Origin of the sequence: Paenibacillus haidiansis, from assembly GCF_036553665.1 — a bacterium.
Taxonomy (GTDB): domain Bacteria; phylum Bacillota; class Bacilli; order Paenibacillales; family Paenibacillaceae; genus Fontibacillus; species Fontibacillus haidiansis.
On sequence record NZ_JAZHPZ010000006.1, the window covers coordinates 59,155 to 84,650 of the forward strand.

Below are 25,496 nucleotides of genomic sequence, written 5' to 3' on the forward strand. Positions count from 1 at the left end.
GTGAATATTGAATATGTGTAATTATATCCCTTGCGCCAAATATCGTCAAGAACGCCTATCGCCTAGGTCCCCTGATCCCGGCGCCGGGCTTCCTGATGAAACGGCCGGCAATGCGGGCAGCCCAGGCAAAGCTCGGCCCGGTCGCCGAAGATCCGCCTGATCGTGGCTATAATCTGAGCGTCGGGATGAAGCGTATGAATGATGATCCGGTCGGGGGACAAAGAGATCAGACTGCTGACAACCATGTCCTCCATCTCCATCTCCTGATCCGCGATTTTGGCGATGACTCCGCCCGGCGGGGGCGTGCTGATCTTGGCGAACTGCTCGTTCAGAATGCTGAATTCCCGGTCTTCCTTATGCATCAAATGAATCAGCGGAGTCAGCGGCTCCTGGAAATGAACAAAATACTGCAGCAGGTGGATGAATTCTTCATATTGCCGGTCAAGCAAATATTCCTCTACGGCCATATCGACCGTTTCCCGCAGCTCATCCATGTAATCCGCCAGCCGGAAAGAGATAAATCCGTCAAGATCGAGATAATCATGATCCTGCAAATATTCGCCAAGGGCACTGACAATCCCTCTCATCCGCCTTCTTCTTGCCGCAATATCGCCTTCCTCCGAGCCGGTCAGCAGGTTGCGGAAGCTTTGCTCCACCGATAGCCTCTCTTCCCGCGAAGAGAATGAATATCGTTTAGACACGATATTTACGGCCAAGCGAGTCTCATGGACATCGATAATAAAAGAGGCCATTCCCAGGGCGAGGTCATCGATGATTGATTGTTTCTGCTTTGCCGTATCCCGTCCGGAGACTTGAACCGTCATAGTCAACGTATTCCCCGTCACCGAATAACGGAGATTCGCTCCGGCACCGTCTTTATGTACAGATCTTCCGGCGGAGCAAATATAATCAAGGAACTTTTCTGCCGAGAACGTTCCGTCCATCCCGACGCGCAGCGAAAAAAAATCCATAAGTCCTCCCCCTTTCGTTTCTTTCCCAAAGTATATGGCGGGAAGGATACGGATATACGGGCAGGGCTTATGGAATGATAGCCAGTATTACCAGGACTTGACCCGGATCAGTTTTGCATAATGAAGTCGCGTTCGATGCTGGCATCCTGATCGAATACGCGCAAAATTTCGTATTTCGTGTTCCGCTGCGCCGGGGTTTTGCCCGCCGAACGGATGATGGACAGTATCGATTCGATATTCACTTTATGCGTCGCTCCGGCCGAGGAAACCACATTTTCCTCAATCATCGTACTGCCGAAATCGTTGCAGCCGTATTGCAGGCTAAGCCGGCCGACCTCCGGTCCCATCGTCACCCAGGAGGACTGCAGGTTTTTGATATTGTCAAGCACGAGCCGGCTGATCGCCACCGTTTTCAGATAGGACTCCGGCGTCTGGCGCTCCGCTTTCAAATTCGTGTTGTCCGGTTGGAATGTCCACGGAATAAAGGCTAGAAAGCCTTCCGACGGATAGCCGTTCTGCAGGCATTCATCCTGCGCCTCACGGACGCGGAGCAAATGCAGCGCGCGCTCCTCCATCGATTCGCCGAACCCGATCACCATCGTCGCGGTCGTGTTCATGCCGATACGGTGAGCGGTCTGCATGACATCCATCCAGTCGCGCCAGGAGCCCTTCAAACGGCTGATTTTGCGCCGGGTGCGGTCGTCGAGAATTTCCGCTCCGCCGCCGGGCAAGGAGTCCAAGCCGGCCGCGTGAATTTGGCGCAGCACTTCTTCCAGGGACAGGCCGTCCGAAACTTCCTTCATCTTCAAAATTTCCGCGGGGGAAAAGGAGTGCATCGTAATGTCCGGGAATCTGACTTTGATCGCCTTGAGCAGATCGGTGTAATAGCTGAACGGAAGGTTCGGGTTGGTACCGCCCTGCATCAAAATTTCAGTGCCGCCGACATCGATCGTCTCCTGGATCTTTTGAAAAATAACTTCATCCGGCAGCACATAGCCTTCCTCCGAGCCGACGCGGCGGTAAAAAGCACAGAAACGGCAGTACACGTCGCAAATGTTCGTGTAGTTGATATTGCGGCCGATCACGAAAGTCGCGATCGGTTCGGGATGCTTCCGCTCCATCAAAATGTTGGCGGCATGCCCCATTTTCTCCACTTCGTCCGATTCAAACAGCGTCACCGTGTCTTCAAGGTCGAGGCGTTCCCCTTGCAGCGCCTTGTCTAAAATTTTGTCTATCGCAGTCATATGTTTTGCTGCCTCCCTTGTATTCGCAAAAATGTTCACAACATTTCCAAAAAGTCCAATATGATCAATCGTACCATAATTACCCGCGGAAAATAACCCCTGTAACATTTCGTTTTCTCCACGAAAACAGCACCCGGTTTCCCGGGTGCTGTCCTAGCCAATAAGAATTTAACGCGGCTGCAGCGCCTGTTCAAGGTCGGCGATGAGGTCGCCGATATCCTCCAGACCGACGGAGAAGCGCAAGAGTCCGTCGGTGATGCCGCGTTCCTGCCGCACTTCCGCCGGCATGGACGCGTGCGACATCATGGCCGGGTAAGAAAGAATGCTTTCGACGGCGCCGAGGCTGACGGCCACCAGCGGCAGCTTGACCCGGCTAAGCACCTCTTTCGCCCGCTCGCCCGAGCCGACGTCGAACGAGACGACCGCGCCGTAGCCGGTCGATTGCCGCTCTTGAACTTCCCGGCCCGGATGCTCCGGCAGGCCGGGGTAGAACACGGCGGCGATATCCTCACGCCGGTTTAGCCAGTCGGCCAGCTTGCGGGCGCTGATCTCGCTGTGCGCCATCCGGGCGCCCAGCGTCTTCATGCCCCGCATCAGCAGCCAGGAATCCTGGGCGCCGAGCACGGTGCCGAGCCCGTTCTGGACATATTTCAGCCGGTCCGCGAGCTCTTTGGTCCGCGCGACGGCCAGCCCGGCCAGCACGTCGCTGTGCCCGCCGAGGAATTTCGTCGCACTGTGCAGCACGATGTCGACGCCGAGCTCGATCGGCCGCTGATAATACGGCGTCATGAACGTATTGTCGACGATGCTGAGCAGACCGTGCTCGCGGGCCCATGCCGCGATCAAGCCGATATCGGTAATTTTCAGCGTCGGATTGGACGGCGTCTCCATGTACACGCCTTTCGTGTTCGGCTTAAGCGCCGCCTTCACGGCATCCGGGTCCGTCATATCGACGAATGTCGTTTCGATATTCAGCCGGCTCAAAATATTGGTGAGCAGCCGGTATGTACCGCCGTAGACATCCTCCGTCACGATGAGATGATCGCCCGCCGAGAACAGCATGAAAGTCGTCGAGATCGCCGCCATGCCGCTGGCGAACGCGTATCCGCCCGCGCCGCCTTCCAAAACGGCGATATAATCCTCCAGCGCTTGCCGCGTCGGATTCCCCGACCGGCTGTAATCAAACTCCGGCGGATTGAAAATATCGTGATGATGAAATGTCGAAGCCTGATAGATCGGCGCGCTGGACGCTCCGGTCGCGGGGTCCAGTTCGCCGCCGAAATGAATCAGCTTGGTGTCGAATTGATGGTTGCCGCCGTTGCCCTTGCTCATTTCGCCTCTCCTCCTTCGACTTCAAGCCGCGCCGCCTCCAGCGCCTGGCCCAAATCCGCGATCAAATCGTCCGGATGCTCGATGCCGACCGAGAAGCGAAGCAGCCGATCATCAACCCCAATGGCTTCGCGGATGTCCGCCGGAATATCGGCATGTGTCTGCACGGCCGGATACGTCATCAGCGATTCCACGCCGCCCAGACTTTCGGCGAAAGCGATCAGCCGCAAATGCCGCAGCACCGGCTCAACGTACCGGGCGTCGGTAACTTTAAAGGAAAAGATCCCGGTGTTTCCGCTTGCCTGCTTCTTTTGGATTTCATGACCCGGATGGTCCGGCAGACCCGGATGGAACACCTCGGCGATTTGCGGATGCGAGAGCAAATATTCGGCAACGGCAAGCGCGTTGCTCTCATGCCGCTCCATCCGCAGTGCCAGAGTCTTCATGCCGCGCATAAGCTGATAGGAGTCGGAGGGGCTCAGCACCGCGCCGATCGAATTGTGCAGGAACCCGATCTCGCGGGACAATTCTTCCCCTTTGGTCACGATCAGGCCGGCCAGGACATCGTTGTGTCCGCCCAGATATTTCGATGCGCTGTGGACGACGATATCCGCGCCGAGTTCCAACGGACGCTGAAAATAAGGAGTCAGCAGCGTGTTGTCAACGACGGTGATCAACCCGTGCCGCTTGGCCCAGATGCTTACCGCTTCAAGATCGGTAATCATCATCAGCGGATTGGTCGGCGTTTCGATGAAGACCGCCTTCGTATTGACTTTACGCACCTGCTCCAGACTGTCCAGGTCATTCGTATCCACATAGGAAGCGGAAATTCCGAATCTGGACAAAATTTTCTCAAGCAGGCGGTAGGTCCCGCCGTACAAATCGAGCGATACGATGAGATGATCTCCCTGCGAGAACAGGCTGAATACCGTTTGCAGCGCAGCCATGCCGGAGCTGCACGCAAAGCCGGCATCCCCGCATTCAAGCCGGGCGGACGCCTCTTCAAGCACAGTCCGCGTCGGACTCTTGGTGCGGGCATAATCGAATCCGGTGCTCTGTCCGAGCCGCGGATGTCTAAACGCGGTCGCCTGGAAAATCGGGTAGTTTACGGCCCCCGTCACCGGCTCTTCAACCGAACCGATTTGCGCCAGTATGCTTTCCAAATGCCATTTCTTGTCTGCCACTACTTTCCCCTCCACATTTTTCGACTCTAGATTTGATAAATAAATTCGGCCATCTCGTCTATATCATAGGGTGTTTCTTGGTACACATAGTAATTCAGCCAATTGGAGAATAATAAGTTTGCATGCGATCTCCAGGTCGAAGCCGGGGTTTTGGTAGGATCGTCGTTCGGATAGTAATGGACCGGCAGGTCGATCTCAAGGCCTTTGGCGATATCGCGGTCATACTCCCATTTCAGGGAGCAAGGATCGTATTCCGAGTGACCGGTGACGAATATTTGCTTGCCGTCGCGCGACGCGACGAGATAAATGCCCGCTTCCTCCGACTCGGCCAAAATTTCCAGTTCGGGATTTCGTTCGATATCCTCTCTGGCCACATCCGTATGCCGGGAATGGGGAACTTGAAAGACATCGTCAAATCCTTGCAACAGCTTGACGTGCGGGTTGTTCACCACATGCGAGAACACGCCGAAGCATTTTTTGGAGAGCGGGATTTTGCGGACGCCATAGTGATAGTAAAGCCCCGCTTGGGAGGCCCAACAGATGTGCATCGTCGAGGTGACGTAGCTTTTGCTCCACTCGAAGATCTCCTTCAATTCTTCCCAATAATTGACCTCTTCGAATTCCAGCTGCTCGACCGGGGCGCCCGTCACGATCATGCCGTCGAAGCGGCGGCTCTTAATCTCGTCGAAGGTTTTATAGAACGTCTCCAAATGCTCTGCGGAAGTATTTTTGGAGGTATGGGACCGCGGGCGAAGCAGGACGATTTCCACCTGCAGCGGCGTATTGGCCAATAAGCGCAAAATTTGCGACTCCGTCGTTTCCTTGGTCGGCATCAGGTTCAGAATCGCGATTCTGAGCGGACGAATATCCTGGTGGTATGCCCGACTCTCATCCATGACGAAAATATTTTCGCCCGCAAGCACTTCTTTCGCCGGCAAATGATCCGGTACTTTAATCGGCATCAGGTTCACTCCTTTATTGACAATTGTGCTTTCGATTTTCATCCTGCTGAAAGCGGACATAAACAAGAAAAAGACCTTACTCACTTTAGAGAAAGGTCATCATTTATCCTGAATGCGCCTCTCTCATCTCTCAGAGGCCGTGAGCATACGGGTATGCCGCTCAACAGCTCTGCAAGAATTAGCACCGTGCGACGTATCGCCGGTTGCCGGGTATCATCGGGCTAGTCCCTCCACCTGCTCTTGATAAGAAAATCGACTTGATATTCAATTGTGTTGATTCAAATTTTAATTTGCTGTTTTCATTATACATGAAATTACTAAATTAACAAGCCGCCCTGCCCTTTTTGTCCCCAACTTTTTGGCTTGAAACTTTTGATGCCCCGGCGTTATACTAGACAAGTGTTTTAAGGCTTGTTTAATCATAAACCGATGGCAAAGAGGTGAATCCGCGAATGGAAGGCGACCCGAGTCCGCAGTCTGCCGTTTTGAAGCAACAACCGCATAGGAAACCGATCAGCAGGCGCCTTCGCGAGCAACGCGGGCACTTTCTTTTCCCGGTGTTTTCATAAACGCCTTTTTCTGCGTTCTCCAGGCCCTCCCGATCCTTTTCCTTATGCCAAGTCAAAAGAACCGACAACAGCATATCCGGCTGCTGGTTCGGCCGGAAAGGGAGAGTGAATCGTATGAAAATCCGTCATGTGGTCTCCGGCGTATTTACGCCGGTGGAAGATGTGGAGCTGGCAACTACGCCGCCGGAGGAAGGCTTTTATTGGATCGATGCCGGCGTCGATGATCTGGAGGAGCTGCAGCCGCTGTTCTCGCTGCACGATCTCGCGGTGGAGGACTGCCTCACCGAAGAAGAGCAGCGTCCAAAGATCGAAACGTACGAAAATCATTACTTTATTGTGGTCAACAGCATCCGCTATGACGATGAGGAAATATTCTTGCGGGCGCTGAATATTTTCTTGGGCCGGCATTATATCATTACGGTGACCAAACAAAAGATCAACGAGCTTCGGGCCGTCAAGCCGATCCTCTGGGAACAGGAGGTCAACGAGCCCGACCGGTTCCTTTATTATCTCATCGACCTGGTGGTCGACAATTATTTCATCGTCGGCGACCGGATCGAAGCGAAGATCGAGAAGCTCGAAGAGGATATTCTTATCCATACGAAGCGTTCGCATCTGAACGAAATTATCGGACTGCGAAGCGAAATTCTGTGGCTCAAAAAAGTGCTGGGTCCGCAAAAGGAAGTCATCAATGTATTAAATAAAAAGGATCTGCGCTTGATCGACGATCAACTGCAAAAATATTTCAGCGATATTTATGAGAACGCCGTGAAAATCTCGGAAAACTTCGATACGTTCCGCGAGCTGATCGGGAACTTGCGCGAAGCCTACCAAGCGGCCATCGCCAACCGGGCGAATGAAATCATGCGCGTGTTTACGGCGATTACGACGATTTTTATTCCGCTTACTCTAATCACCGGAATCTACGGTATGAATTTCGATAATATGCCCGAGCTGCATTGGAAATACAGTTATTATGTCGTCATCGGCATCATGATCGCGCTTGGCGCCGTGATGTATTATATATTCCGCAAACGCGACTGGATTTGAACACGGCAGCGCCGGTTACTCCGCAGCCCGTTAGTTAGGGCTTGAGGGCAGCCGGCGCTTTTGTCCGCTCTCTAGCAGTTATACCGCTTTCGGCGTGTTCTCCTTGTGGCGTCGGTACGAAATGCGCAGCAGACGGAGCTTCTCATAGAGCTGGTCCAATCCGCCCCGTTCGATTCTTTCCTGGTCATATACCCGCTGCAGCACCGGCTTCAGGAAGCTGTCGCCAAGCTCTTCGAATGCCTGCCATACCGCCTGCTGCTCGTCATCCGGCATTTCCGCGAGCTCCAAGCGGATCAAGGACTCCGTGACGTATCCTTCTTTTTCCAATACTTCCAGCCATTCGACCGCCTCCCGGCGTTCCAGCCCCGTCCGTTCGCAGAGCCCCTCCAGATTCAGCCCCTGGGCCAGCGCCTCTAGTATCTGGCGGCGCAGGCTGAATTTCACCATTTCCTGGCGCAGCTTCGCTTCTTTCTGTTTATACATCCAGGAGCGGAACACCTCCTCGTCGATTTCCCGCTCCACCCAATCCAGTGGGAACGGGCCCGGGCGTTCACCGCCGGGGCTTTGCGTCATTTCAAGCAGCTCGGCGCCGAATTCGCCGGCTTTCGCTTCCCCGAAGCCCGGAAGCTGCAGCAGCTCCTCGACCGATTGCGGCCGGAACACGCTGACCAGCCGCAGCAGCCGGTTGCTGGCAATCAGGTACGGGGCTTTGCGGGCGGAGGCCGCTTTCTTCCGGCGCCAGACGCAAAGCTCGTTATACAGAGCTTCATTCTCATGCAGCTCGCTGTAGCAAATCAGCTTCTGCGCCCCCATCCCTCGTCTTTGCAGTTCCTCCCGCTCGTCCCATATCCCTTCAACGACCGGGCGGTAGCCTTCGCTTAGTTTGACGACCAGGCGGTGTCGGTAGACATGCAGCATCTCCGACCAAGAGCAGCCCTCATACCAGATCGTTTCGCGCTCTCCTTCCCCGTCGTTTTCGTTCCAGCCCATGCGCCAAACGCCGTCCTCTTCGCCGATCCAGACCTGGGCGCTTCCGCATATCGCGCCGCTTTCCTTCCGCTCCAGGCTGTTCAAAAAAACCATCCGCATTAATTTCCCCTCCTTGAACGCTTTCAGTTACGACTGTTACAATCCAAAGAAAGACGCAAAAAAGCACCCCTCTTGAACATATCAAGAGAGGTGCTTCCCCTAGTCGTATACTGTTATTCCTAATCATACCATTTTTCCCGCGGCTGTCAATCATTATCCGATTCCCCGCGCTTTCCGTTTTCGGCTATAATGACAGAAGACGACAAGTATCCAAGGAGGCCTTTATATGACCGAACGCAATCATGAGCTAGACTTTTTGTCCGACAGCACGGAGAGTACTTCGACCCGATTCGTCACCTTTATCGGAGGTTCCCTCAAACGTTTCGATTTGGCGGTGACCACCACCAACCGTTTTTACGGGAAAAAGCTCGTGACCGATCTGCAATCCGGCCGAACGGCCATATTGGGTACCGACGATCTTGAGGAAGAAGGCTATCTGGAATCCGTATTCAACCTGAACGAAGAGGAAAGCGGCGAGCTTCGCACCTTTTTGATTCAGGTCGTCGGGGATGCCTACTTCACCGATTAGAGCTCGCGTTCGGTGCGCGGACCGAAGACAGCGAGCAGCAGGAAAGACATCAGGATCATTAGGCCGGCCCAAGCCCAGGCGGACGAAGTCTCGCCGGATTCCACCGCCATATAAATCGCCGTAGGCAGCGTCTGGGTTCGCCCGGGAATATTGCCGGCGATCATTAATGTGGCGCCGAATTCGCCGAGCGCCCGCGTAAAGGCGAGCACGAACGCGGTCATCAGGGTGCGCTGGGCAAGCGGTATCGCGATCCACCACAATACCTTCCACTCGGAAGCGCCCATCGACCTGGCGGCCGACAGCAAGTCCTTGTCGATGGACAGAAATCCCGCCTTGGCCGATTGATACGCCAGCGGAAAAGCGACGACGGCCGCGGACAACACGGCGGCTCCCCAGCTGAATACAATCGGCATCCCGGCCAGGGCTTCAAACAGCTTGCCGATCGGACTGCGGCGGCCAAACGCCACCAGCAGCAGGAAGCCTACCACCGTTGGGGGCAAAACCATGGGCAGCATAAATATCGTCTCCACAATCGTTTTGCCCCAAAATTTCTTACCGGACATGAGCCAGGCGATATAACCCGCAATCAGGAAAGCGATAATGCCCGCCAGCAGCGATACTTTCAAGGATAGACCGACAGGCGACCAAAAATCGCTCCGTTCCATGGCGCCTTACTCGGTAACGGTAAATCCGTGATTCACGAACACATCGCGAGCTTCGGCGGTTTGCAAATACTGCAGAAACTCGGCGGTTTCGTCGGAATGTTTGGTGGCTGCCACAATCCCTGCGGGATAAATGATCGGAGAGTGGCTCGCCTCATCGACCACAAGCGCCGTTTTCACTTTATCCGAAAGCTTCGCATCGCTCTCGTAGACAAATCCGGCGTCGGCGTTTCCGGACTCTACATAAGTCAGCACCTGGGTCACATCCTTAGCCAGCACCATTTTCGGCTGGAGAACATCCCATAATTGCTCGTTCTCGAGCGATTCCTTCGTATAGGTACCGGCCGGAACGACTTCCGGTTCTCCGACCGCGATTTGGGCGAAGCCGGCGTCTTTCAAGGCATCCATTGATTCGGGCACGGTTGCGGCATCGGACGGAACGATCAGGACCAGGCGATTGCGCAGCAAATCGATCTTGCTGTCCGCGGTGACGAAATTACCGTCGATCAGCGCGGTCATCTGTTTCTGTCCGGCGGAGAGGAACAGGTCGGCGGGAGCGCCTTGCTCAATTTGCTTTTGCAGGGTCCCCGACGCTCCGAAGTTCATCGTGAGCTTAACGTTCTCATGCTCTTTTTCATAAGCTGCGGTAATCTCCTCCAGACTGTCCTTGAGGCTTGCGGCAGCCGATATGGTTAGTTCAACCTGGCTTTGCGGATCTGTGTCCGCCTGCTGATTACCCGCGCCGCCGTTCTCGGCTACGGCATTATTGGCAGCGTTAGCGGCGGCATTATCGGCGGCGTTGGTCGCCGCATTATCGGCAGCGCTGCCGCAGGCCGACAATGCGACGGCCAGCAATAGCAGCATCGGCAGGAATCTGCTGCGGTTCAAAAACTTTTGCATAATTTTCATATACCCACTCCCAATATGTAATAATTTTCTTTTCTTATTCTATTATATTTAGATATATTTGAATATAACTAATTATAATTAGACATAAATTTGTCATGTGGAGGCTCATTATGAACGAAATCTCCTATACCACCGAGGAAGTCGCCAAGTTGTTGAAGGTATCCAAATTAACCGTATACGATCTTATTAAAAAAGGTAAGCTTCCCGCCTACCGGGTAGGGAAACAAATGCGCGTGGACGCTGGTGACCTGGAACAGTATAAAAAGCAGGCCAAAAGCGGAGCGGCCGTTACCCCCGTCCCACAGCCCGCTGAACCGGCTTCAGCGGTGACCTCATCGGATTCCCGCAAGGATGAATCTCCCTTTGGCGCAGCCTCATCCGGCCATTCCCGCCTGCCCGGAACGCTGGTGATTACCGGTCAGGATTTCAGCCTGGACCTGCTGGCCAAACATCTTGAACGCGAGAATCCGGGTTTGCGCCCCTTGCGCTCGCATGACGGAAGCCTGGACAGTCTCGTGTCCATGTACCGCGGACAAAGCGATATCGTCAGCACCCACCTGCTGGACGGAAGCACCGGAGAGTACAATATTCCCTATATCAACAAAATCTTGACCGGCCATTCCTACATTGTGGTCAATTTGCTTCAGCGCAATGCCGGATTATACGTTCCCATGGGAAACCCGAAGCAGTTGAAGACCTGGGCCGATCTGGGCCGCCCCGGCGTCAAGCTGATCAACCGCGAGATCGGCTCCGGGGCCCGGGTGCTGCTCGACGAGCAATTGCGGCTTTCCGGCATTCGCCGTTATGGGCTCAAGGGATACGAAGATATTGAAACGAGCCATCTCGCCGTAGCCGGAAAAGTCGCGTCCGGCCAGGCCGACGTCGGGGTAGGCATCGAGCATGCGGTATCGCTGGTTAGCACCGTCGAATTCATTCCTCTGATTCAAGAGAGATACGATCTGGTTATGTTGAAGTCGGAAAGAAACAACGTTTGGATCCGGCAGCTCATGCAAACGCTGCAATCCCCCGAATTCCGGCAGGAGCTTGCTGCAATTCAGGGTTACGATCTGTCGCTGACCGGGAAAATCCTGTACGATACCGAAGGGGAGTCATCCGTATTCTTTGAAGCGGATTAAAGGATATCCCCATGGACATGATGAATTCGCAAAAAAAAGCAGCGGACCCGCTTGCCTAGCGGGCCTGCTGCTTTTTGCATTTGTTCATAATTGCCGCGGGAAGAGCATACACAATAATGCGTCAGGAACTTGAATGGGAGGTTGATTCATGGACAACAATAAGTTTTCCCAAGGTGCCGCGGAGCAGGGGCCATCTCAGGATGAGGCGCAAAATGAACGCATCCCCGGTCCGACCCCGGCACAATGGGCGGCGATCGATCTGCCGGGCGCCCTTCATTCGCAACCGTCGGAGAACGGGGTCCCGTGCTGGAGCAGGATAATATTTTGCATGAAACACTCGAAACTTTTGTACACAGCAAAATTATCGAAAGACCCGTGCATGTAAAAGGTTACGGTGCGTTCGGGTACTTTGAGACCGTGAATTCCATGGCGCGATATACGAAGCTATGCTTTGTTCAGCATCCCGGACAACGGGTCCCCGTCACCGTGAGGTTTTCTCTTGCCGTCAGCAATAAAGGCACCCCGGATACGTCGCGCAATGTACGGGGATTTTCCACGAAGTTCTACACGGAATAAGGAATTTTTGATCTGCTCTGCAATCATATCCCCGTCTTTTCCGTCAGGGACGCGATAGTATCCTTTGCATCCGGTCGGACGGCTGGTATTGAACCGCAATCCGGATAATTATATGGAACAGGTCGAGAAAATCGCCTTCTCCCCTTCCAATCTTCTTGACGGCGCGGAGTCATCGGACGATAAAATGCTGCAAGGGCGCGCAAATATTTATTGGGATTCGCAGCGCCGCCGGCTCGGGCCCGATTTCCGCAAAATTCCGATCAACCATCAGGAAAACTGGTCGCCCGGTTTGCTGCAGACCAGCGGCGAAGGCAGATACGTAGCCGGTCATCTCGTCAGATCCGACCTGCCCAAATCCGATAATTTCGCCCAAGCGGGTCAATATTATCGCGGTCTGTCCCCCGTGCAGCAGGAACACCTGGTCGATAATCTAGCGGCCGATCTTGCCGGCATATCGCCTGCCACGCAAAGCACGGTGCTAAGCTATCTGCATAATGCCTCGCCGGAATTGGGCGCCGGGGTTGCCCGCCGACTTCAACAGCAAAAGAAGGGTTAGACGGACTGGGACTAGCCGAGGAGCTTGACTAGCCCCCCGAACTCCAGCTCATCAAATTTTCTGGCCGCTTCCTCGCGCCGCAAATTCCAACCGCACTGCTCCAGCTCGCATTCCACGGGGACATCGAGCCGGATACGGGCCAAATCTCTGGAAAGATGCAGCATCTCGAGATTATCCTCTATTTTTTTGCGGACGCCTTGGGGAAGCTGATCCAGGCTTTCAAGGCAGCCCTCGATGGATTTGTATTCGCTGATCAGTTTAAGGGCCGTCTTTTCGCCGATCCCTTTGACACCGGGATAATTATCCGCCGTATCTCCCATAAACGCCTTCAGATCGATGACCTGAACCGGCGTCAGCTGCTTACTGGCAAAGAGCGTGTCCAAATCGTATAGGGTGTAATTGGACCGCCCTTTATTCATAATTATTACTTTCACGTTCTCGGTGATTAACTGAAGCATGTCATGGTCTCCAGTTAGAATCAAAACCTCGGAGTTTGCCTGGAGTCTATTGGACAGGGTGCCGATACAATCATCCGCTTCATAACCCGCCAAACCGATATTGGGCACCCCCATCGCTTCCACCACCTCTTTAACCAAGCCGAATTGCGGCTGAAGTTCAAGCGGAGCTTCGGCGCGGTTTTGCTTGTACTGGCTGTAGGTTTCGGTACGAAACGTACTGCTGCCCATATCCCAGCAGCAAACGACATGCGTCGGATTAAAGGTATTTATCGCATCAAAGAAGTATTGGATAAACCCGTAAACGGCATTGGTAGGCACTCCGGTGCTGGTCTTGCGGATATACCCCGAATACGAGGTCGCGTAAAACGCTCTGAAAAGCAAGGCCATCCCGTCCACTAACATCACTTTTTTATTTGTTGTTTCCAAATCGATCTCCCCAATTCAAATTCAAAATCTATTTGCCGCTTCCCCACACTTGGTCATACGTCTCTTCCTTAAAGCCTACGGTAATCTTGTTCCCGTCCGTTACGAGCGGGCGCTTGATCAACATCCCGTTTCCGGAGAGCAGCCCGATTTGTTCCCCCCGGGACATGCCCGGCAATTTGTCCTTTAGCCCCATCTCTTTATACACTTCACCGCTCGTATTAAAAAACTTCTTCAGTTCAAGCCCGCTGAGCTCCACCATTTCGGCAAGCTCGGCCGGGCCGGGCGGCGTTTCCTTAATGTTGCGCAAATCAAGCCGGTGCCCCCGGCCTTCGAGATATTTGATGGCCTTGCGGCAGGTGCCGCAGGGCGGATAATGATATACGATCAGCTCGCTCATCGATCGTTCTCCTTCCTGGTAGTTATTATCGCCCGCTTTGCAGCCTGAGCCTGAGCGATTCCATATCCTGCGGAAGCGGGGACCGAAACAGCAAGTCTTGTCCCGTCAAAGGATGGCGGAAGCCCAGCTCCGCGGCATGCAAAGCCTGACGGCCGATAGCCGCGTCAAGCCCCAGGGCCGTCATTCCCGGTCTGTCCGGTTCCGGAGACTCCTGCCGTGTGTACAGCTTGTCCCCGATCAGCGGATGGCCGATCGAAGTCATATGAACCCGGATCTGATGCGTCCGGCCTGTCGCAAGCCGCAGTTCGACCAGAGAGCCGAGGCCGTAACATTCGGCGACCTTGTAATAGGTCAGCGCGGGGTAGCCGGTCTCCGTGACGATGCGCTTATGCGGCTCCAGCGGATCACGGTCGATCGGCCCGTCGATCCGTCCGTCCCGGGGCTCCGGACAGCCGTGCACAAGCGCCGCATATTTCTTCGTCACTTCGCCCGCGATCAGCTGCTCGGAAATATGCTGGTGGATATACGCGTTTTTCGCGATGGCGATAAGGCCGCTCGTCTCCTGATCCAGCCGGTGCACCGGGCGGAAACGGAACTCCTCTCCCTTTTCCTGCCAGTAATGCACCACCCCGTTCGCCAGCGTCCCCGTATAATGGCCGTGCGTCGGATGGACGATCATGCCCGGAGCTTTGTTTACAATAAGTAAAGCTTCGTCCTCATACACGATATCAAAAGGAAGCGGCTCCGGCAAAATATCCTCGGAAGTTTCCGTCTCCAGCGAAATGGAGACAAGATCCCCCGTTTTCACCGGAACGCTGATAAACACCCGTTCCCCGTTCAGCATGACGCCGCGCTCCGTGAGCTTGATACGCGACAGCAGCTTCCGGGACACGCCCAGTTTGTGCTGCAGCACGGTTTTCAGCAGCCATCCCTCTTCTTGCTCTGTTACCGTATAGCAAATCGGATTATAATAATCGGTCATGATTTATTACGAAACACCTTCCTGCTGCGTATATACTCCACATCCGGCGTGTTCTGGCGCACATTGGCCGTCCGCGCGGCGGCGAAGAAGAAGTCGGACAGACGGTTCAAATATTTGATGGCCTCCCAGTTCACATCGGCTTTCCGGCTTAAAGTTACCGCCCTGCGTTCCGCCCGGCGGCAAACCGTCCGGCATACGTGCAAGGCCGAGGAGAGCGCGGTGCCGCCCGGCAAAATAAACTTTTCGATCACCGGGTTCTCGGCTTGATACCGGTCAATCCAGGATTCCAGGCGCTCCGCCGGTTCGGAGCCGACTTTAAAGCTGCCTTCGTTCCCTCTGACAAACGCCAGATCCGAGCCGCAATCGAACAATTCCTGCTGAATTTGCTCCAAGTCCGCCTTCAAATCGGCAAAAAGTGTATCATCCGCGTAACTCATGGCCAGGCCGACGAAACTGTTAAGCTCGTCTATCGTTCCGTACGCTTCAACCCGCTCGTCATCTTTATGGACTCTTCCGCCAATTACCGATGTTTGCCCCTGGTCTCCGGTCCTTGTATATATAGCCATAGGCTTAAGCCCCCTTTATTTTTTCTTCAAATATACCATAGATTCAAAAAAAGAAGACCCTGATGGATCTTCTTTGAAATTCCTTTATTTGCCCTTCTGGCTCATTCTCATAAATTCATTTATTTTCAAATCCAGCAAACTGCTGATTTCGATAACGATATCCGAAGTAAACGAATTTTCCTGCTGGAATATTCGCTCCATTTTACTGCGAAGCAAATGAATTTCATCCTCCAAAGAAAGACCATGACCTTGTGGTGAAGTCTTCTGACTGTTATCGTCTACCCATTGGTTATATGCATTGCCTTCAGCAATCACAATTCCGGCCGTCTCGTAAGGCAAATTGTATTCACCACAACCCAAAAGTAATCCCTCCCTGAGAAATAGAGCCTCTTCCGAAATCCAATTATACCATGCGAATAGGACAGTGTTCAATTAGAATATGAAAGAAATGTTAATTAGCCCCATTAGCCCCTTTTCCCGGGTGCAGGAATTTCTCTTGGTATTTAGCCTTGCTTCACTTTATGGATGAATTCTCCCATCCGATGCAGCGCTTCGCTGATCTGGCTGACGCTCGTTGCATAGGAACAGCGGAGGAAGCCTTCCCCGCCCGCGCCGAACACGTTGCCGGGAACCGCGGCTACCTTGGCTTCCAGCAGCAAACCGGTGGCAAACTCCTCGGAGGTAAGGCCGGTCGATTCAATGCTCGGGAAGGCGTAAAATGCGCCCTGCGGCTCATGGCAGTCGAGGCCGATATCCCGCAGTCCCTGAACGATCAATCTTCTGCGCTGATTGTAAGACTCAACCATGTGGTCCTTCTCCTCCAAGCCGTTCTTCAGCGCTTCCAGCGCCGCTACCTGGCCCATCACCGGAGCGCACATCACCGTATATTGGTGGATCTTCAGCATCGCATAGATAAGATCCGGGTGGCCGCAGGCGTAACCCATGCGCCAGCCAGTCATGGCAAATGCTTTGGAGAAGCCGTTGACCAGGATGGTCCGGTCTTTCATTCCGGGAATGGAGGCGAAGCTGACATGCTTCTCTCCATAGGTCAATTCGGAATAAATTTCATCGGAGATGACGATGAGGTCGTGCTCTTCGACGATTTTGGCGATCGGGAGCCAATCCTCGTAGCTCATAATCCCGCCGGTCGGATTGCTCGGGTAATTCAGGATCAGCACCTTGGATTTCGGCGTAATTTTGGCCTTAAGCCGCTCCGGCTTCAATTTGAAATTGTCCTGGGCGAAAGTCTCGATTTCCACCGGCACGCCCCCGCCGATTTCGGTGATCGGCGAATAGGAAATGTAGCACGGCGCGGGCACCAGGATTTCGTCTCCCGGTACGATCAGCGCCCGCAAAGCGAGATCGATGGCCTCGCTCGCACCCACGGTCACAAGGACTTCATCCTTGGGGTTATATTTGACTTCATAGCTGTTGTATAAGTATTCCGCGATCGCTTCGCGCAGCTCCGGCGTCCCGGAATTGCTCGTATAGCTGGTAAACCCGCGCTCCAGCGAGTATACGCAAGCCTCACGCACATGCCACGGAGTGATGAAATCCGGCTCCCCGACCCCCAGCGTAATAATATCTTTGTTGCCGCTGGCAAGATCGAAAAAGCGTCTTATACCCGAGGGCTGAATTTCCCGAACCCGCGGCGCCAGATAAGAAGTCATCGAACTGACTGTCTGCTGTGCCTGTCCTTGTGAATTTACGCTCATAACATTACTTCCTTTACGGAGAAATCATCAGGCGGCGATCCTCTTCGGGATCTTCAAAAATGATGCCGTCTTGTTTATATTTTTTAAGGATAAAGTGCGTTTTCGTCGAAAGTACGGATTCCAGCGGAGACAGCTTGTCGGAAACGAAGCTCGCCACTTCTTTCAGGTTTCGCCCTTCCACCTCGACCAGGAGGTCGTACGCGCCGGACATCAGATACACGGACATGACCTGCGGGAATAAATAAATTCGTTCGGCAATCGCTTCAAAGCCTCTCCCGCGTTCCGGCGTGATTTGCACTTCGATCAGGGCGGTCACTTTCTCGTCATCGAGCTTGCTGGAATTGACCACGGTCGCATATTTCACGATGACATGATCCGCTTCCAGCTCCGCGATGGCTTCGGTGACTTCTTCCGCGGAAACGCCCAGCAAGGTTGCCAGCAATTTCGCATCCCGGCGGGCATCCTCTCTCAGGAGATCCAGCACTTTCAGCTTCAGTTCGCTCAATTGTTTCATGCTTCATCCTCCAGCCCCGCTTCCGCCGGGCCGACAAGCCGGCGCCGGCGGAAACTAAATTTATATTTATATTACATGAAATTGCCCATCCTGCAAAGAAAAACGTCCGCTCCATGGAAGATTTCCGGGAAGCGGACGCTTGTCGATCTTGAAGCAGCCGAGGAACGGCAAGCCTAAGAGTAATACGGATTGTCGACGTTCGATGGGTGGTATGCGACGTTGGATTGATGCTGGTATGGGCTTGGGTTTTGGCTTGGATTCGGGCTTTGCCGGGCAGAATGCTGCTGCATGATTTGATGTACCTTTTGATGCGTTTTCTCGGCTTCCTGGAGATGTTTGTTCAACTCCTGGCGGGAAGCGCCGGCTGGAGCGGAATAAATGCGGTTCTGCTCCAAAAGCATATAAAGGTCGCCCTGCATGCGCAGCGTGCTGTCCGTCAGCTCCGCGAAAGTTCTTCTGATAGCCGGGCACGACGATTCCGTAGTGGCGGTGGCGTATTCTCTGACGATGCGTCTCAAATCGGCCAGGATGATTTTGAACAGTTCATCTTGGGGGATCATTTCCGAAGCGGTTTGTACATTCACGGCGATTTTTCCTCCTGTATTCTATGTTGTGTTGTGCTGGCCAATTGACGTTAAGACTGCGCCGGAGCCAATTGCTGGTGCTGCTTCAGGGCGTCTACCAGCATGTGCATATGCTGCTCGTGCACTCTCAAGTGATCCGAGATCGCGCCCGCAAGTTGGGCGTTGGTGCATACCGCCGACGCGGCCGCGCACATTCTGATCATCATGTCCTCATTGGCGACGGAATCCGCGATATAATTCACTTCTTTGCCGGATAAAGGCTTCATTTGCCCGTAGTTCATGAGCTTTCCCTCCTGGTGGATTGATACATACATTAGGTACATTCATTGGTACATTCAGGCATATTATGTCCAGGTCGGACATTTTTATCATGACTGCGATGGTTATACTTGTGTCATCCGGGTGAATATTGGATTAGGCGAGAAAAAAGGAGGAACCTCCGATGAAATTGCACTCGGGCAACTTTTTCTGGCGGCGGATGGCGGAGGAAATTCCGCGTTACCCCGTCCTGAACCGTAATATTTCCTGCGACTGCCTGGTCATCGGCGGCGGCATCAGCGGCGCGATTTGCGCGCATTTGCTCAGTATGCGGGGAACAAAAACCGTACTGGCCGAGAAGCATGAAATCGCCTCGGGCAGTACTTTGGCGAATACCGGAATCTTGCAGTATACCAACGACAAAACGTTGACCTCATTTATCGACACCTTTGGAGAAGATCGGGCGGTTCATTTTTACCGGCTTTGCCGGGACGCGCTGACGCATCTGAAAGAACTCGGCCGAAGCCTTGATGCCGAAGTGTCTCTTCAGGAAAGGAACAGCCTGTATTTAGCCAGTTCGGACGACGATGCCGCCATGCTAAGAACGGAATATGAGAATTTGCAAAAATACGGATTCCAAGTGGAATGGTGGGAGGAAAAGGAGATCGGGAGCCGCTTCCCTTTCCGGAGGCCGGCCGCCATTTACACACAGGGAGACGCGGAGATCAACCCTTACGCATTCGTTCATCATCTTATCGGTCAAGCGGCAGTCGGAAGCAGCAATTTGCAGGTCTACGAACATACTCCCGTCACTGGCTGGGAATTCCGGGAAGACGGGGTAATCTGCCGGTCAGGCGGCTATAGCATTAAGGCAAGGCATGTCATTTTCGCCACCGGTTATGAGACCCAAGCACTGAAAAGAGAACCCGGCGCATACTTAACGAGCACCTATGCCATCGTCACCGAGCCCGAAAAAGATTTCGGCGATTGGTATGAACGCTGTATGATCTGGGAAACCGCCAGACCTTATTTATATTTGCGAACAACCCCGGACGGCCGGATCATGGCGGGCGGCATGGATGAGCCGCTGGCCGGCGTGGGCCTCAGGGAAGGCCGGGAAATTCAAAAGAGCCGGGATTTGCTGAACCGGATACAAGAAATGTTTCCGGCCAAGAAGGGGCTCATGGCCGCCTATTCCTGGGGGGCGGTATTCGGACAAACCCGCGACGGCCTGCCTTATATCGGCACCCATCCGGATTATCCCCACTGCTTCTTTCTGGAAGGTTACGGCGGGAACGGAACCGTGTGCAGTATGCTGGCGGCGGAGATGATCGCCGACGTGCTGTCCGGCACCCCCCGCGACGACATGAACCTTTTCGCGCTTACCCGGACGACCAAGCCGTCTCCAGTGAACTAAACGTGGTGAAACACCTTTTTTCAGGCGGTATCCGCCGCGGTTTTCAGCAGCTTCCGAATCGCGATCCAGCTTAACACCGGCGTCGCCCCAAGGCCCAGCATCAGCCAGGTCACCGTCGTCATCCGCGGAGCCCAGGCGAAGACGAGGATGAATAACAACGTGCCGAGGAGACGTCCGATCATCATGCTGAGCTCTCTTAGCACGATCAATTCCACCCGGTTCTCGACGCTGTCGTTCGATTTGCCGATCAGGTCGAATACCGACGCGATGATCGGGAGCAAATACAGCGGCATAAACAGCGATGTGCCGATCCCGAACAGCATCAATGTAAAATAATTGACCTTCCACAGAAGAGGAACGATCACTACGGCGATGAGTACGGCGCCGATCAGCATGCCTGCGTGGCGGTATTTGATGCGAAACCATTTCCCCGCCGCCCAGAAGCTGACCAACGAAACGAGAGAAGTGACGAACGAATACTGACCGACCTTCCATTCGGCCGACGTGCTGATAAAGACGAGCAAATTGATAAGGAACGCAAACACGCCCTCCCTCAGCCCATGCGCCGCCGAGGCCGGTACGGCCTGCCGCCAGGGGCTGCCATTGCGCAGTTGCCGCAAGGGTTCAAGCCAGTGGTACGGGCCGCCGCGGTTTCTTTTTTTCAGGAAAAAGCTTAGTACGATGCCTACGCCATACACAATCAGCGAGATCGTAAAGATGACCCGGTATCCCCGGTCGCCTTTCAGCACGGAAATGACCCAGCCGGAGGTCCAAGGGCCCAGAATGCCGATCACCGAGCCAAGGATGCCGATCCAGCCGTTGAATAAATCCCGGTTGCCGACGTCCGTCACTTCAAAAAAGACGACATTGAAGGCAAGCCAGAACAGGCCGGAGCCGATGCCGAACAAAAATCCGAGCGGCCAGATATAATCGACCGTATGGGGACCCGCCCACAGCACCAGCAGATAGAATAAGCCGGAAATGATGATCCCGAGGCGCAGAAAAATCATTTTATCCCGCTCTTTCACCCATTTGCCGGCAATGTAGAACGCCAGACCGAGCGCAAGCTGCTGACTGAACGTAAACCAGCCGATCATCGTAAAGTCTTGTCTGGTCTTCCATAAATAGACGTTCAGAAACGTTCCCGACAGCGCACCCGCCAGCACGAACAGGCCGTTGACGGCGAGAAGCAGTCTGGACTGGCCGTTAAGAGAACTTTTCATGCCATTAAACTCCTCCAACATTCGGTGTACTTTGTAAGATGCCCAATCTGAAGGGAAGCATGAGATGTCTCGTAAATTTGAAACTATGTAAAAAAATACCTCGCCGTTTGGCGAGGCAGGACATGCTCCGACTCCGTTCGGAAAAAATCCAGGGAGCACTTCTTCATATTACATTTACGCTTGAATTAACTTTCGCTTACCGTACGGATCAGCGCGTTCCGGTCGTCCTCCGACAAGAACCGGCCTACATGGAAGCAGGCGCTGCAAACATAAACATTTAGCTTCGCCGACGTTTTAACTAAAGGCTCCCGAAGGCCTCCGGGCGAGGCCGGCTTAAATTCCGCCCCCAGCGTCTCCGTACCCGCAAATATCATGTATTCCCGGCAATGCGGACATTCGGGCACTTCATCCTGCCGGTCGAGAACCTTCTCGACGCCGGACTCGTAAGCCAGGAGGTCCCCGCCGTCCGCGGCGAAAGCCTCCACCCGCCGGATCGCGTTCAGATGGCTCTCATCATGCTCGCCCCATAGGCTGAGATCGTCGTCCTCCTCCTGGGTTTCTTCTTCTTCTTCGAGCTCCTCTTCCGAACCGAGGGCAATATTTAACGTGCGGTAGCCTTTCAGCTCATTGTGGCAATACGGGCATTCCTCTTCGGGGCCCAGCTCCTCATCCCACACGATTTCCGTTTGACACCAAGGGCAGATCGTCGTTTCCATTTCCAGCCCATCCTTCCTTAAATTAATTCATCAGCCATTTTTCCATAGAAAGACGATTCCGGCAACCAAGAACAGCATCGCCGCGATAAACAAAACTCTGGCCAGGTTTTTCAACATGCCCTACTCCTCCTAAGCAATACAGGCTCCGATCACATATGACACCGAAATCGAAACGGCCATGGCGATAAAGCCTACGGCGACGTTTCCTTCCGCAATCTCCTTGTCGATATGAAAAACCGGGGTCAAAAACTCAAACAGAATATAGGCCAAAAACAAGATGAACGCCCCGACTAGCGACCATACCATAAATTCATAGATGGAGGAGCGGGCGGTGGCAAACCGCAAAATATTGCACAGGCCGAAGATTTTCCCGCCCGTGGCCAGCGACACCGCCAGATTTCCCGACTTGATCTCATGCCAGCAGCGGTACCTTGTCACCAGCTCAAAGCAGGAGAGGAACACTATCAGTTCCAGCACCGCCACAGAAAAATAACCGGCCATCAGCCCGATCGGCTGTTCCAGCAAGGGATCAATGGTTCCTTCCAAAACGCTCTCCTCCCGTTACTTCAATTCGGCTACCGTCACGCCGGTGCCGCCTTCGCCGTAATTCCCGAGTCGATAACTCTTTATATGCTTGTGCTTGCGCAAATAATCCGAGATCCCGCTGCGTAAAATACCTGTCCCCTTGCCGTGAATAATGTAAATCTGCCCCAGATTGGCAAGGTAGGCCTCGTCGATAAAGCGGTCGACCTCGATCAGCGCTTCCTCCAGATTGGCCCCCCGCAAATCGAGCTCGCTGCGGACGTTCTCGTCCCTCGTGCGCTTGACGTTCGGCGCGGTCCGCTGCGCCGGCTTTGCGGCGGGAGGCGAGCCGATCAGCTCCAGATCGTCCAGCGATACCTTCATCTTCATGATGCCCAGCTGTACGAGCGCTTCTTTGCCGGCCAGTTCCACCACATGGCCCTTCTGATTGAGGCTGTAGACCATTACCTCGTCCCCCGGACCGATCTGCCGCGGCGGTTTGCCGGCTTTGCGGCCGGACGTCTTTTTGCGCTGCTGCGGCTCCGCTTCTTCCAGCCGCTTGCGGGCCTCGATCAGCTTGTGCTCCTTAACCGCGGCGCCTTCCTCCAGCGCCAGCTTGCGCAGATCCTCGATGATCTTCTCAGCTTCTGCACGGGCCTTGGCGATGATGGCTCTGGCTTCTTCCTCGGCTTTCTCCAGCCTGCGGTCCCTTTGCTGCTCCAGCTTCTCCAATTCGGCCGCATGACGGGCGCGCAAGGCCTCAAGCTCCCTGCGCAGCTTCTCCGCATTCTCCCGCTCCTGCTCGGCGACATTCCGGTTCTCTTCCAGCGACGCGATCATGTGCTCCACCCGCTGATCCTCTTCCGTCACCTCGCCGCGGGCATATTCCAGAATCGGCCCGGGCAGACCGAGCCGCTCGGCGATCGCAAACGCGTTGCTTCGGCCGGGAACCCCGACGAGCAGCCGGTAAGTCGGGCTCAACGTATTTACGTCAAACTCCATACTTGCGTTAATGACGCCCTTGCGTTCATAGGCGTAGGCTTTCAGCTCGCTGTAATGCGTCGTCGCCACCATCCGGCAGCCTTGGGAGTGAATATGCTCCAGGATCGCAATCGCCAGAGCAGACCCTTCCGCCGGGTCCGTGCCCGCACCCACCTCATCCAGCAGAACAAGGCTTTTCGACGTCATTTGTTTCAGGATGGAGATGATATTGGTCATATGGCTGGAAAATGTACTGAGGCTCTGCTCGATGCTCTGCTCGTCCCCGATATCGGCATAAATGGCGTCATAAACGCATAACTGGCTGCCTTCCTCCGCCGGTACGAACAGACCGGACATCGCCATCAGGCTGAGGAGACCGATCGTCTTCAGCGTCACCGTCTTCCCGCCGGTGTTCGGACCGGTAACAATAATCGTCGAATACTGGTTGCCGAGCTCCACGTCGATCGGGACCACCTTGTCCGCCGGAATCAGCGGATGGCGCCCCCGTTTGAGCTTCATAAATCCGCGGTCGTTCATCCGCGGCAAGGTCGCCTTCATCTCCCGGGCCAGACGGGCTTTCGCGAAGAGAAAATCGAGCTGGGCCAATACATCGCAGTCATACAGCAGCAGTTCGTTCTGTTCGCCGACTTGGGCGGTGAGCTTCTGCAGAATTACCTCGATCTCCCGCTCTTCGCGCAGCCGGGTCTCCCTCAGCTTATTATTCATCGCCACGATCGATTCCGGCTCAATAAACAGCGTGGCGCCGGACCCGGACTGGTCATGCACGATCCCGCCGAAGTGGGATCTGTATTCCGCTTTGACCGGAATGACGAACCGGTCGCCGCGGATCGTGATCAGCTGGTCCTGCAGCATCTTTGCCACGCTGGAGGAACGGATCATCGACTCCAGCTTCTCGCGGATGCGCACCTCGCCGCCGCGCAGCTCGCGGCGGATTTGCGCCAGCTCGGCACTGGCGGAGTCCAGCACCTCGGCGCTCTCGTCGATGCAGCGCTTGATCGCCTCCTCCAGCGGCTTCTGCTCGCTAAGCGAGTCGCTTAGCGTAAACAGCAGCGGGACCGGATGGTCCTCATGCAGCGCGGACACAAAGCGCTTGATCCGGCGCGCCCCCTCCAGCGTGGTGGCGACGCCGAGCAATTCATGCGGATTCAGCGTTCCGCCGATCCGGGCCCGTTTGACCGCCGGAGTGATGTCGACGATACCGCCGAGCGAAGGGTAGCCTTTCAACCTGTCGACGGTGAAGGCCTCCTCCGTTCCCTGCAGCATAAGCTTTACGTCCTCCAGTCCGGTGACGGGCGATAACGCTTCGGCCTGCGCTTTCCCCAGCGGGGTCTGCGTATATTTAGTCAGTTGGTCTATAATTTTCTGGTATTCCATTGTTTTTAAAATTTTTACGTCCAAGTACGTTCACGACTCCCCTCGGGCTATGCTTACATTATAACGAAACCGTTCACTTTTCGCCATTTTGGACCGCCGCACATAAAAGCGGCCGTTCGGGAACAAGATAAGTATGGATTATCACACGAATTCATGCAAAAGGAGGCCATATGCCATGCGTTTTCTGGGACATGTAGTACGTTTTATTGTCTCAGCCCTGGTATTGCTCGTTGTCGGCTGGCTCGTTCCCCAATTCAGCGTCGGCGGCTTCTGGAGCGCCTTGATGCTCGCCCTGGTCATCGCCCTGCTGGGCTGGGCCATCGAAGGCATTTTCGGCAAAAGGGTCACGCCATTCGGACGCGGTATCGTCGGATTTATCGCCAGCGCTCTGGTGATCTGGGTAGCTCAGTTTATCGTTTCCGGGGTTTCCGTCTCCATGATCGGAGCTTTGCTGGCCGCATTGGTCATCGGGATTATCGACCTGTTCATTCCGGTATCCACCCCGTTCGAATCGGCGAAGGATTAACCCGCTGCAAAATTCAAACCCAAACCCCTGCTGGCATAGTATAACTTCGT

26 protein-coding genes, 1 pseudogene and 1 riboswitch are annotated in these 25,496 nt (G+C 54.4%); of the genes and pseudogenes, 6 read left to right on the forward strand and 21 right to left on the reverse strand.

Annotated elements, in window-relative coordinates; translation table 11 throughout:
* Positions 1 to 62: 62 nt before the first annotated feature.
* The 5 genes from ytxC to metA form a co-directional block, all read right to left on the reverse strand.
* Positions 63 to 971 carry a putative sporulation protein YtxC gene (gene ytxC / locus V3851_RS13735; RefSeq protein WP_331847124.1) on the reverse strand — a complete coding sequence of 303 codons (909 nt, stop codon included), beginning with the start codon at positions 969 to 971 and terminating at the stop codon, positions 63 to 65.
* Between the two features lie 107 nt (positions 972 to 1,078).
* The gene (gene mqnC / locus V3851_RS13740; RefSeq protein ID WP_331847125.1) at positions 1,079 to 2,215 is read right to left on the reverse strand and encodes a cyclic dehypoxanthinyl futalosine synthase; all 1,137 of its coding nucleotides are present in this window, start codon (positions 2,213 to 2,215) and stop codon (positions 1,079 to 1,081) included.
* A 168-nt stretch (positions 2,216 to 2,383) separates the two neighbouring features.
* Positions 2,384 to 3,547, reverse strand: a complete 1,164-nt coding sequence (locus tag V3851_RS13745; protein ID WP_331847126.1) for a trans-sulfuration enzyme family protein — start codon at positions 3,545 to 3,547, stop codon at positions 2,384 to 2,386.
* Positions 3,544 to 4,728: a PLP-dependent transferase gene (locus V3851_RS13750; RefSeq protein ID WP_331847127.1), complete on the reverse strand. Its 1,185-nt coding sequence runs from the start codon at positions 4,726 to 4,728 to the stop codon at positions 3,544 to 3,546. The genes V3851_RS13745 and V3851_RS13750 overlap by 4 nt, the downstream gene beginning before the upstream one ends.
* Positions 4,729 to 4,754: 26 nt before the next feature.
* Positions 4,755 to 5,690, reverse strand: coding sequence for a homoserine O-acetyltransferase MetA (gene metA, locus V3851_RS13755; protein WP_331847128.1), 936 nt, complete (start codon positions 5,688 to 5,690; stop codon positions 4,755 to 4,757).
* Positions 5,691 to 5,810: 120 nt separating this feature from the next.
* A riboswitch (SAM riboswitch) is annotated at positions 5,811 to 5,940 on the reverse strand.
* A gap of 433 nt (positions 5,941 to 6,373) precedes the next feature.
* On the opposite strand from metA, the gene corA reads away from it, so the two are divergent.
* Positions 6,374 to 7,309 carry a magnesium/cobalt transporter CorA gene (gene corA, locus V3851_RS13760; protein WP_331847129.1) on the forward strand — a complete coding sequence of 312 codons (936 nt, stop codon included), beginning with the start codon at positions 6,374 to 6,376 and terminating at the stop codon, positions 7,307 to 7,309.
* Positions 7,310 to 7,387: 78 nt separating this feature from the next.
* On the opposite strand, the gene V3851_RS13765 is transcribed toward corA, so the two are convergent.
* Positions 7,388 to 8,398, reverse strand: a complete 1,011-nt coding sequence (locus tag V3851_RS13765; protein WP_331847130.1) for an HRDC domain-containing protein — start codon at positions 8,396 to 8,398, stop codon at positions 7,388 to 7,390.
* A 226-nt stretch (positions 8,399 to 8,624) separates the two neighbouring features.
* Here V3851_RS13765 and V3851_RS13770 point away from each other — a divergent pair, with 226 nt between their 5' ends.
* Complete coding sequence (locus tag V3851_RS13770) at positions 8,625 to 8,927, forward strand: DUF3055 domain-containing protein (RefSeq protein WP_331847131.1); 303 nt, start codon at positions 8,625 to 8,627, stop codon at positions 8,925 to 8,927.
* Here V3851_RS13770 and modB read toward each other — a convergent pair.
* Both modB and modA read right to left on the reverse strand, forming a co-directional pair.
* Complete coding sequence (gene modB, locus V3851_RS13775; protein ID WP_331847132.1) at positions 8,924 to 9,592, reverse strand: molybdate ABC transporter permease subunit; 669 nt, start codon at positions 9,590 to 9,592, stop codon at positions 8,924 to 8,926. The genes V3851_RS13770 and modB overlap by 4 nt on opposite strands.
* A 6-nt stretch (positions 9,593 to 9,598) precedes the next feature.
* Entirely contained in the window at positions 9,599 to 10,498 is a 900-nt protein-coding gene (gene modA, locus V3851_RS13780) for a molybdate ABC transporter substrate-binding protein (protein ID WP_331847133.1), read from the reverse strand.
* A gap of 110 nt (positions 10,499 to 10,608) precedes the next feature.
* Here modA and V3851_RS13785 point away from each other — a divergent pair, with 110 nt between their 5' ends.
* Together V3851_RS13785 and V3851_RS13790 are read left to right on the forward strand one after the other, a co-directional pair.
* The gene (locus V3851_RS13785; RefSeq protein WP_414859309.1) at positions 10,609 to 11,634 is read left to right on the forward strand and encodes a substrate-binding domain-containing protein; all 1,026 of its coding nucleotides are present in this window, start codon (positions 10,609 to 10,611) and stop codon (positions 11,632 to 11,634) included.
* Positions 11,635 to 11,916: 282 nt separating this feature from the next.
* A pseudogene (locus tag V3851_RS13790) lies at positions 11,917 to 12,766 on the forward strand (catalase); the annotation flags it as partial.
* Between the two features lie 11 nt (positions 12,767 to 12,777).
* On the opposite strand, the gene V3851_RS13795 reads toward V3851_RS13790, so the two are convergent.
* The 9 genes from V3851_RS13795 to V3851_RS13835 form a co-directional block, all read right to left on the reverse strand.
* Complete coding sequence (locus V3851_RS13795) at positions 12,778 to 13,650, reverse strand: 5'-3' exonuclease (RefSeq protein WP_331847134.1); 873 nt, start codon at positions 13,648 to 13,650, stop codon at positions 12,778 to 12,780.
* Positions 13,651 to 13,678: 28 nt separating this feature from the next.
* Positions 13,679 to 14,047: an arsenate reductase family protein gene (locus V3851_RS13800; protein ID WP_331847135.1), complete on the reverse strand. Its 369-nt coding sequence runs from the start codon at positions 14,045 to 14,047 to the stop codon at positions 13,679 to 13,681.
* Between the two features lie 25 nt (positions 14,048 to 14,072).
* The gene (locus V3851_RS13805) at positions 14,073 to 15,029 is read right to left on the reverse strand and encodes an RluA family pseudouridine synthase (protein WP_331847136.1); all 957 of its coding nucleotides are present in this window, start codon (positions 15,027 to 15,029) and stop codon (positions 14,073 to 14,075) included.
* Positions 15,026 to 15,595, reverse strand: coding sequence for a cob(I)yrinic acid a,c-diamide adenosyltransferase (locus V3851_RS13810; protein WP_331847137.1), 570 nt, complete (start codon positions 15,593 to 15,595; stop codon positions 15,026 to 15,028). Before V3851_RS13810 ends, V3851_RS13805 begins: the two co-directional genes overlap by 4 nt.
* An 84-nt stretch (positions 15,596 to 15,679) precedes the next feature.
* Positions 15,680 to 15,955, reverse strand: a complete 276-nt coding sequence (locus tag V3851_RS13815) for an aspartyl-phosphate phosphatase Spo0E family protein (protein WP_331847138.1) — start codon at positions 15,953 to 15,955, stop codon at positions 15,680 to 15,682.
* 143 nt (positions 15,956 to 16,098) lie between these two features.
* Positions 16,099 to 17,310, reverse strand: coding sequence for an aminotransferase class I/II-fold pyridoxal phosphate-dependent enzyme (locus V3851_RS13820; protein WP_331847139.1), 1,212 nt, complete (start codon positions 17,308 to 17,310; stop codon positions 16,099 to 16,101).
* 13 nt (positions 17,311 to 17,323) lie between these two features.
* Positions 17,324 to 17,824: an Lrp/AsnC family transcriptional regulator gene (locus V3851_RS13825; protein WP_331847140.1), complete on the reverse strand. Its 501-nt coding sequence runs from the start codon at positions 17,822 to 17,824 to the stop codon at positions 17,324 to 17,326.
* A gap of 173 nt (positions 17,825 to 17,997) precedes the next feature.
* Positions 17,998 to 18,408 carry a spore coat protein gene (locus tag V3851_RS13830; protein WP_331847141.1) on the reverse strand — a complete coding sequence of 137 codons (411 nt, stop codon included), beginning with the start codon at positions 18,406 to 18,408 and terminating at the stop codon, positions 17,998 to 18,000.
* A gap of 50 nt (positions 18,409 to 18,458) precedes the next feature.
* The gene (locus V3851_RS13835; RefSeq protein WP_331847142.1) at positions 18,459 to 18,689 is read right to left on the reverse strand and encodes a hypothetical protein; all 231 of its coding nucleotides are present in this window, start codon (positions 18,687 to 18,689) and stop codon (positions 18,459 to 18,461) included.
* Positions 18,690 to 18,850: 161 nt separating this feature from the next.
* Between V3851_RS13835 and V3851_RS13840 the strand changes: the two genes are divergently transcribed.
* The gene (locus V3851_RS13840; RefSeq protein ID WP_331847143.1) at positions 18,851 to 20,083 is read left to right on the forward strand and encodes an NAD(P)/FAD-dependent oxidoreductase; all 1,233 of its coding nucleotides are present in this window, start codon (positions 18,851 to 18,853) and stop codon (positions 20,081 to 20,083) included.
* 20 nt (positions 20,084 to 20,103) lie between these two features.
* Here the strand turns inward: V3851_RS13840 and V3851_RS13845 are convergent, their stop codons facing one another.
* From V3851_RS13845 to V3851_RS13860, 4 genes are all read right to left on the reverse strand, one after another.
* On the reverse strand, positions 20,104 to 21,306 hold the full coding sequence (locus V3851_RS13845; RefSeq protein ID WP_331847144.1) for an MFS transporter: 1,203 nt from the start codon (positions 21,304 to 21,306) through the stop codon (positions 20,104 to 20,106).
* A 185-nt stretch (positions 21,307 to 21,491) separates the two neighbouring features.
* Positions 21,492 to 22,022: a hypothetical protein gene (locus tag V3851_RS13850; RefSeq protein WP_331847145.1), complete on the reverse strand. Its 531-nt coding sequence runs from the start codon at positions 22,020 to 22,022 to the stop codon at positions 21,492 to 21,494.
* Positions 22,023 to 22,151: 129 nt separating this feature from the next.
* The gene (locus V3851_RS13855; protein WP_414859318.1) at positions 22,152 to 22,523 is read right to left on the reverse strand and encodes a DUF350 domain-containing protein; all 372 of its coding nucleotides are present in this window, start codon (positions 22,521 to 22,523) and stop codon (positions 22,152 to 22,154) included.
* Between the two features lie 60 nt (positions 22,524 to 22,583).
* Positions 22,584 to 24,944 (reverse strand): endonuclease MutS2, encoded by a 2,361-nt coding sequence (locus V3851_RS13860; RefSeq protein ID WP_331847147.1) that lies wholly within the window; start codon positions 24,942 to 24,944, stop codon positions 22,584 to 22,586.
* A gap of 151 nt (positions 24,945 to 25,095) precedes the next feature.
* Between V3851_RS13860 and V3851_RS13865 the strand changes: the two genes are divergently transcribed.
* The gene (locus tag V3851_RS13865; protein WP_331847148.1) at positions 25,096 to 25,446 is read left to right on the forward strand and encodes a phage holin family protein; all 351 of its coding nucleotides are present in this window, start codon (positions 25,096 to 25,098) and stop codon (positions 25,444 to 25,446) included.
* Positions 25,447 to 25,496 lie beyond the last annotated feature (50 nt).